Origin of the sequence: Acinetobacter sp. ATCC 27244 (assembly GCF_000156555.1) — a bacterium.
Taxonomy (GTDB): domain Bacteria; phylum Pseudomonadota; class Gammaproteobacteria; order Pseudomonadales; family Moraxellaceae; genus Acinetobacter; species Acinetobacter haemolyticus.
In genome coordinates, this window is the sequence record NZ_GG665981.1 from 1 (window position 1) to 1,212 (window position 1,212).

Consider the following 1,212-nt stretch of genomic DNA (forward strand, 5'->3'; position numbering starts at 1 on the left):
AAATTGTGGCTTGATGTCTGATTTGTTTGTATCAAAGAATACACGAAGTTCCATGTTAAGATCTTCAATTAACTCTTGTGGTTGTGGCGCAACTGGTGTTGGTTCAACTGGCGCAACTTCTACTACTGGAGTAGCTGGCTTCAAGTGACCACCAAGAACAACGTTTAAACCAGCAAGTGCTGTGTAGTTCCAGAACTTTTCATCAAAATGATATGTACCACGAGCTTCGGTACGAAGAGATAAAGCATCGTTTAAGCGCCAGAATACACCACCACCTGCATTTGCTAATGTACCTTCCTGCTTACCGCCGTATATATCATCACCTTCATATTTGTAATGACCAGCACCTGCCAATACATATGGCTTGATTTTGCTGTCATAATTTTTAGTGATCAAATCAGAAGTAGCGTAGAAGTTACCAGCAATATTACGACCCTTATAGTCGTTACTTGTACTTGTATCACCTTTGATTTGGCTATATTCAACTTCAGCACCTAACCAAGGTGTTACTTCAACACCAATAGCTGCACCAACGAATAAATCATCTTTAAGCTCTGGACTTGGGGTCAATTGACCTTTATCGCCACGGTTATTATGTTCAGTATCAAACATTGTATAACCAAGCATTAATGGAGTGATTGTTACGCCTGCATTAGCAGCAGCGAAAGGAGCAGCAACAAGCATAGCAAGTGCAATACGACTCAATTTCATGAATATCTTCCTAAAAACAAAATGTTTGCCCTAAAAACTTTAATAGCCTTGAATACAAGAAATAGCTTTATTAAATCTTTTTCAGCCACTCAATTTATGTTGAATCTTACAAAATACCTGATTCATTTTACAAGTATTGAATCAACAATTTTCTGAAAGGTCCATTTCTCGTTGCAAAAGCTACCAAACTCTAATTCGACAATCGTTATTAAAGCTGCGAGAGTTTATCACTTTTTAATCAAAAACTTAACAAAATCGAGAAATACCAGCGATAGAACTAAATAATTCACACCGTTTATTCAATATTAGTACATAATTATTCTAATCATTCGTTTGGTTTTATTTAGATCACCATAAGAAAAATCTTACCCCTATAAAAAAGCGACTCATGTGAGTCGCTTTTTTCAGATCATTTCAATAACTTGAAATTATTGACCTGGTTGTACTAAAACAGTACGGCTACCAGAAATCGCAGCAAATACGCGACGGTTCATAGCACGG

The 1,212-nt window shown here is 36.8% G+C and carries 2 protein-coding genes; both read right to left on the minus strand.

Annotated elements, in window-relative coordinates:
* A partial coding sequence (locus tag HMPREF0023_RS15855; protein ID WP_008942578.1) for an OmpA family protein occupies positions 1–711 on the minus strand: 711 nt, incomplete at its 3' end.
* Positions 712–1,139: 428 nt separating this feature from the next.
* Positions 1,140–1,212 (minus strand): hypothetical protein (locus HMPREF0023_RS17135; protein WP_416352734.1); only part of this gene is annotated, 73 nt, incomplete at its 5' end.